Source organism: Limnoraphis robusta BA-68 BA1 (genome assembly GCF_034932365.1).
Classification (GTDB): Bacteria; Cyanobacteriota; Cyanobacteriia; order Cyanobacteriales; family Microcoleaceae; genus Capilliphycus; species Capilliphycus robustus.
In genome coordinates, this window is sequence record NZ_JAYGHR010000051.1 from 1 (window position 1) to 6,947 (window position 6,947).

Genomic DNA, 6,947 nt, shown 5'->3' on the forward strand with positions numbered 1-6,947 from the left:
GGACGGGGGAGGCTAACGCCAATGGAGAGGATGTAAGACCAATTCGCGGACGCAAATCCAAGATGCGGCAATCTTCTGTGAAGTTGGAAGCCTACACTTTACCGTCAGGTCAGTGTAGGTAGTTCACTCTACTTGCCACCATCCAAAAGAAGGCCCAATAAACCGAATCGTAATCCAGAATAAAACCACCAATCCAATCCCAACCCAAGCTCCTCGGGTTGTCCATTGCATAAATTGTTCGCTTTGAGTTTTCGTGATTGGGAGCCAAGGCAAGATCTTTTCTTCCTGACCATAGTGATCTCCCATAACTTCTTTGCGACGCTTGGCTTCTCCCATAATTTTTGTATGTGAGGATCTCACAATTGATAGCGGCTATTTTTTGATTATCCCTCAAAATGTACTGTTTGACATATCCTAAAACAGCCGTTGCCAAGTCAGAGTCAAATCTTCTTGTTCCTGCCATCGTAACAGTTGAGTCCCACTAGAATTGAGCATCCCCGACTGGGCGATCGCTTCTCGGGGGGCGAGTGTGGCTAAAGCGATCGCCTGGGAAACTGAACAAACGCCCCACTTAACCAAATTCTGCACCCCGACGAACAGAGGATGAGTAGTTCCGGCGAGAGTTCCGTCCAATAAACGAGCCGTTCCCCCTTGTACCTGAATTTGTCGCTGATCCCAAGGATAAATTCCATCGGTTAAACCCAAAGGGGCTAAAGCATCACTGACGAGAAAAACACCCGACGAAATCATTCCCGGTGTTTCTTGTCTCCCTCTAGCGGCTTGTAGCAACAATTGAATCATCGTTGGACATACGTGTTGTCCATCGGCTATCAAGCCACAGTGAACGTTTGGATGAACCAAAGCCGCCCCTAAAAGTCCGGGTTGGCGATGATGTAAACTGGGCATGGCATTAAACGCATGAGTCACCATAGTCGCCCCTTGGGAGAAGGCAAAATGCGCTTGCTCAACAGTGGCTTGAGAATGTCCTAAACTGACGGTGATTCCTAAATGGTGTAAAAAGGGAATAACCTCGCCTGTGGGGTCTAATTCTGGGGCGAGGGTAATCACTTTGACAATATCGGCATAGTCGCCCAAAACTCGTTTAACGTGATCGAGAGTTAGGGGAAGTAAACAGTCTTGGGGATGGGCGCCTCGTTTTTCGGGATTGAGAAATGGCCCTTCTAAATGAACCCCAAGAATTTCGGCGGTGTTTGCTGAGGTGGGTGTTTGGATAAATTCCGCAAAGCTAGCGAGCGATCGCTGAATCTTTTCGACGGTTGTGGTGACAAGGGTGGGTAGAAAGCCATCAATCCCTTGATTCCATAAGTATTGACCAATTTCTAGGAGTTGGGGCAGATGTTGGGGGGTGACATCTGGAAAGGCTAAACCCAAAGCCCCGTTAATTTGCAGATCAACGCCACCGAGAGAAACCCAATCTCCTTGTAAGTCCAAAATTGGGAAATCCGAGGAATATTGGGGGTTGTGGGGTTGAATGGCCAAAATCTGACCTTGACGAATTAAAATTTGCTGTAGATTGTCGTCTCCTGGCAAACGGGCATTGATAATATCAATCGAGGCGGCGGTTTGTGTCGCTGTATTTGTCATTGTCAGTCAAAACTTCAACTTTGAATTCTATATTGAACCCGGAAAATCAAGATATTCCCCAAGTGGGGATTATTATGGGGAGCGATTCCGATTTACCCACGATGGCAGAGGCGATCGCCGTCTGCGAAGAGTTTGGGGTAGCTCACGAAGTCGCGATTGTTTCCGCTCATCGTACACCCGAACGAATGGTAGACTATGCCCAAAACGCCCACCTGCGAGGGTTAAAGGTGATTATTGCCGGAGCGGGCGGTGCGGCTCATCTACCGGGAATGGTGGCATCTCTGACTCCATTACCCGTTATTGGGGTTCCGGTGTCAAGCCGTCATCTGCAAGGGGTTGATTCTCTTTATTCGATTGTTCAAATGCCCAGGGGAATTCCGGTGGCGACTGTGGCGATCGGGAATGCTCAAAATGCGGGTTTGTTGGCGGTGCAGATTTTAGCCTCTCATCAGCCGGAACTGTTGCAGCAGGTTCTAGAGTATCGTCATAGGCTCAAACAGTCGGTTCTAGAGAAGCAGCATCGTCTAGAACAATTGGGCTATTCTCAATATTTGCGAGAACAAATTGCCCAGGGTTCGGGATAAAATCGACACCTGTGGATGAATTTCTGTAGTTCATTATACAAACTTTCTGTTGTTCTACCGCTTTAATCGAGCCATAGCTTGTGTCGGCAGCGATACAGAAAAGATGTAATCTGCGAAGCGCAGAAGTTCACTCAAATTGGTTTGAAAGATTATGGACTCTGAGTGCAGAGCCAGCATCTTAAGTTGTAGCTTCCAGGGGCGATAATATTGGCAAATTGGCTGATGATGCTAGACAAAGCAATCAGCGCGCTCACAGTCCGTTTTTGAGACTGTTGAGTTGCTATTGATGCGATCAGATGCAGAAGATTTTCCGATAGCCCAACCGAGCGTGGCTTCTACTGTGAGTCATGCCATGAGAAGTAATTGTGTCTATGGCAATGGGTGAGACTCGCGCCTCCTACGATCCTAAACGTTGGGAAAAATTCGTCAAGTCTGGGTTGCCATCACACAAGTTCAATGTCTTGTTCAACCTGTTTCATAAATGCCATTGATGTGTAGTTTTGATGTTTAAAGCAATGTTTCCTAGAAAAAAGTCAACGGTCACAACTAACAGAGCGTATTCCTATAGAGGAAATTCTGTGTCTAGTCGGCTAGCCACCCGGTTCGCTCGATTTTTTAGACCTAGATGGTTATCTCTAAGCTGGATTGCCTGTATTCCGATAGCAGCTATTATTGTTGGACTGTGGAGTTTAGCGGCTTTGGCTCAAGAAGATGCTGAACCCCTAACACCGGAATATGTTCAGGGTCTTCTCAATACCATTTGGATTCTGATTGCTTCCATTTTGGTCATCTTTATGAATGCGGGCTTCGCCATGCTGGAAACAGGGTTCTGTCGCCACAAAAATGCCGTGAATGTTTTGGCGAAAAACCTGATTGTGTTTGCCATTGCCACTTTGATTTTCTGGGCGTTTGGATTTTCTGCCATGTTTGGGGGGGAGAATCCTTTTATTGGGGGGGGTGGTTATTTCCTGTCTGGAGAATCAGCAACCTATGGACTTAATCCTTTCCCGGCTGGTTTACCTGTTAGTGTGTTTTTCTTGTTTCAGGTTGCTTTTGCGGCAACGGGTGCGACGATTGTATCGGGAGCGGTTGCTGAACGAATTGAATTTGTCGCCTTTTTATTGTTTAGCGTCTTGTTAGTTGGGATTGCCTATCCGATTACAGGTCATTGGGTTTGGGATAGCAGTGGTTGGCTAGTTGCGGCTGGTTTTTCAGATTTTGCAGGTTCAACGGTGGTTCACTCGGTGGGCGGTTGGGCCGCTTTAATGGGGGCTGCCTTTTTGGGGCCACGTATGGGTAGATATGGCGAAGATGGTTCTCCCCGCGCGATTCCCGGTCATAATATGGGTTTTGCAACACTGGGATGTTTGATTCTGTGGATTGGCTGGTTTGGGTTTAACCCCGGTTCTCAGTTAGCTGCTGATCAACTTGTTCCCTATATTGCTGTCACGACCAACTTAGCGGGTGCTGCTGGTGGTGTTGCGGCTACAGCCGTTTCTTGGTGGAAAGACGGTAAGCCCGATTTATCGATGATTATTAACGGCATTCTGGCGGGTTTAGTGGGAATTACAGCCGGGTGTAATGGTGTGAGCTACTGGGGCGCTGTAATTATCGGTTTGATTGCAGGGGTTTTGGTTGTCTATGCGGTTGGCTTCTTTGACAAACTCCAGATTGATGACCCGGTGGGTGCAACTTCGGTTCACTTGTGTTGTGGGGTTTGGGGCACTTTAGCGGTTGGTTTGTTTAATACCAAATCGGGCTTATTTTATGGGGGCGGATTTGGTCAACTGGGTTCTCAAATTCTGGGTATTCTCTCGGTTGGTGGTTTTACCGTGCTTCTGAGTACCATTTTCTGGCTAGCACTCAAGGCAACTGTGGGAATTCGGGTTCATCCTGAACAGGAATATGAAGGTTTAGATATCGCTGAACACGGGATGGAAGCTTACAATGGATTTCTCAAAGAAGCTGGCCCTGCAAGTATTGGTGGCAGTGAAACGGGAATTCCCAGTAGTAGCGGCAGCATTACCAGCAGTTATTAGGGTGTTACCTGTCTCTACATTTTCTGACCCTAAAAGCGGGTTAACCGCAAGCAGCGCCTTTTCAAGACGGTGAACGGTTGAGCGCTAAAATTTTCCTTCGTCCTTTGTTCCTTTAATTTTGGCAAAGGACGATTTTTTTGTTGGCAGACAGGCAAAAACTTTAAACACTGGTGAGTGATATAGCAGTCGAAGCCTTTGATTAGGACACTGTTTTTCTGTCAAATCCTTTTATGATAAAGGTTTCAATTCTGTCTCGGTGTCTCGGTGTCTCCTGACTTCTGCTATAACTGATTGGGTAAGCAGAATGCTAAATTGACCGAAAAAAAGCGGGATGCAAGCCCCGTCGTTTACGACGGTTAACTTACTTTCTGCATATAGCATCTATGTGGTACCATAATATTATACGCCAAGCAAGCCAGTGTCAATGATCGTCTACGAATTTAAAGCAAAAGGAAAAGCGTATCAATATAAAGCAATCGATGAAGCCATCCAAACATCTCAGTTTGTTCGGAATTCTTGCTTGCGGTATTGGATGGATAATCGCGGACTCGGAAGAAAAGAGTTGTATCGATATAACACTGAACTCCGAGCTATGTACCCTTTTGTCAAAGACTTGAATTCACACGCTTGTCAGGCATCTGTAGAACGGTGTTGGTCAGCTATTGCTAGGTTCTTCGATAACTGCAAGAAACGCGCACCAAGAGAGAAAATACCCGGCAAAAAAGCGGATTCGCAACTCGCCGTTGTACAGCGAGATTATGCGAACCAAGCAGGTTATCCAAGATTCAAGAAGAATTCTCGCTCGGTTGAATACAAACAGAGCGGATGGAGACTTTTAGATCCCAAACATATTGAATTTATCGATAAAAAAGGGATTGGAAAGCTCAAGCTTATTGGGACTTGGGACTTGGCATTCTATCCGGCTGAACAAATTAAACGAGTGAGGTTGGTTAGAAAAGCTGATGGCTATTACATTCAATTTTGCATCCAAGTCGATGTGAAAATAAAAATACAACCGACAGGGAAAACAATTGGGTTAGATGTAGGATTAAAAGAGTTCTACACCGATAGTAATGGCAACACTGAACCCAACCCTCGTTTCTACAGAAAAAACGAAAAGCGATTAAAGCTTTATCAAAGGCGCGTTTCTCGAAAAAATATTGGCAGTGCCAACCGATTAAAAGCCATTAAACGACTGGGCAAAGCACACCTCAAAATAAGTAGACAACGTGTAGAACACGCCAAAAGACTGGCGCGTTGCGTAATCCAATCAAACGATTTGGTCGCCTACGAAGACTTGAGGATTAAGAACTTAGTAAAGAATCATTGTCTAGCCAAGTCAATTAATGATGCGGGTTGGTATCAATTCAGAAAATGGCTGGAGTATTTTGGAAGCAAGTTTGGTCGGGTAACGGTTGCCGTTAACCCCGCTTATACTTCTCAAAATTGCTCAAATTGTGGAACAACCGTTAAAAAATCTCTATCAACTCGAACTCATATTTGTCGGTGTGGGTGCGAGTTAGACAGGGATCATAACGCCGCAATTAATATTCTGAATTCAGCTTTGAGTACGCTAGGGCATAGCGGAACTTGGATCTTAGATCAAAACGCTTCAGGAGATTTGTCCTCTACTGTGATAGGAGAAATCCTGTCTCAGCAAGTCGAGTCGTAGAATGAAGAATCCCCGTCGTTTACGACGTGGGAGTGTCAAAAAGGAGATGGATTATTTTCTCAGTTGCATCCGATCCTGTGTCTATTCGCTTGAAAACGATTCCAACTTGGGTTTTGTTGTCTCTGGTTAGCAACGGAGTGCTTGTATTTGCCGTTGTATTGCTTTTGATGCGAGGCCAAAGCTTGCCGGAGAATTCTCCGGCCAACGCTTCAGTAATGACTAACACCCTAGAAACTGATCAGCTCTCAAACCTTGATTCCACTCCACGACTGGCGTTGCGTCATCAGTGGACTTACCAAGAGTGGGTCGAACAGTTAGAGCGGGAAGCCCAAGCTGTAGCCACGAACCCCCCGAAACGTTTAACTGTGTTGGCGGGAGATTCTCTAAGTCTCTGGTTTCCCTCGGATTTATTACCCAGCGAACGAACTTGGCTCAATCAGGGGATTTCGGGTGAAACCTCTGCGGGTTTACTGAAGCGGTTGAAGGCTTTGGATATTACTGAACCTGAGACGATTTTTGTGATGATTGGCATCAATGACTTGATCCGAGGTGTTGATGATCAAACCCTATTAAATAACTATCGGGAGATTGTTCGAGATTTGCGTTGGGTTCACCCCAATACTCAAATTGTGGTGCAGTCTATTTTACCGCATAGTGCAGAAAAGGCATCTTGGGAAGGTCGCGATCGCCTCCGAACCATTCCCAATCACCGTATCCGCAATCTGAACCGAGAACTAGAAGCGATCGCCCTGGCCGAAGGTGCGCTTTATCTAAATTTACATCCTTTATTTACCGATGAGAAGGGACAACTCCGTTCAGAACTGAGTACAGATGGTCTTCATCTCAACGACAAAGGTTATTTAGTTTGGATGTCGGGGATACAACTGTTTAGCCAAATCAAATTACAGCCTTGAGAGGTTGTGAACTACCTACACTGACCTGACGGTAAAGTGTAGGCTTCCAACTTCACAGAAGATTGCCGCATCTTGGATTTGCGTCCGCGAATTGGTCTTACATCCTCTCCATTGGCGTTAGCCTCCCCCGTCC

6 protein-coding genes are annotated in these 6,947 nt (G+C 46.1%); 4 read left to right on the top strand and 2 right to left on the bottom strand.

Translation table 11 applies throughout. The features are described from left to right. Window positions 1-123 precede the first annotated feature (123 nt). Both VB836_RS13175 and nagA read right to left on the bottom strand, forming a co-directional pair. A complete protein-coding gene (locus tag VB836_RS13175) occupies window positions 124-336 on the bottom strand; it encodes a DUF2839 domain-containing protein (RefSeq protein ID WP_046280986.1) in 213 nt (70 codons plus the stop codon). A gap of 78 nt (window positions 337-414) precedes the next feature. Continuing rightward, on the bottom strand, window positions 415-1,605 hold the full coding sequence (gene nagA / locus VB836_RS13180; protein ID WP_323219728.1) for an N-acetylglucosamine-6-phosphate deacetylase: 1,191 nt from the start codon (window positions 1,603-1,605) through the stop codon (window positions 415-417). 20 nt (window positions 1,606-1,625) lie between these two features. Here nagA and purE point away from each other — a divergent pair, with 20 nt between their 5' ends. The 4 genes from purE (at window position 1,626) to VB836_RS13200 (ending at window position 6,814) form a co-directional block, all read left to right on the top strand. After that, window positions 1,626-2,189, top strand: a complete 564-nt coding sequence (gene purE, locus VB836_RS13185) for a 5-(carboxyamino)imidazole ribonucleotide mutase (RefSeq protein ID WP_323219729.1) — start codon at window positions 1,626-1,628, stop codon at window positions 2,187-2,189. A gap of 503 nt (window positions 2,190-2,692) precedes the next feature. Further along, window positions 2,693-4,228: an ammonium transporter gene (locus VB836_RS13190; RefSeq protein WP_323219730.1), complete on the top strand. Its 1,536-nt coding sequence runs from the start codon at window positions 2,693-2,695 to the stop codon at window positions 4,226-4,228. A gap of 424 nt (window positions 4,229-4,652) precedes the next feature. Next, window positions 4,653-5,900, top strand: coding sequence for an RNA-guided endonuclease InsQ/TnpB family protein (locus VB836_RS13195; protein ID WP_323219731.1), 1,248 nt, complete (start codon window positions 4,653-4,655; stop codon window positions 5,898-5,900). Between the two features lie 77 nt (window positions 5,901-5,977). Next, the gene (locus tag VB836_RS13200) at window positions 5,978-6,814 is read left to right on the top strand and encodes a GDSL-type esterase/lipase family protein (RefSeq protein ID WP_046281387.1); all 837 of its coding nucleotides are present in this window, start codon (window positions 5,978-5,980) and stop codon (window positions 6,812-6,814) included. Window positions 6,815-6,947: the final 133 nt, after the last annotated feature.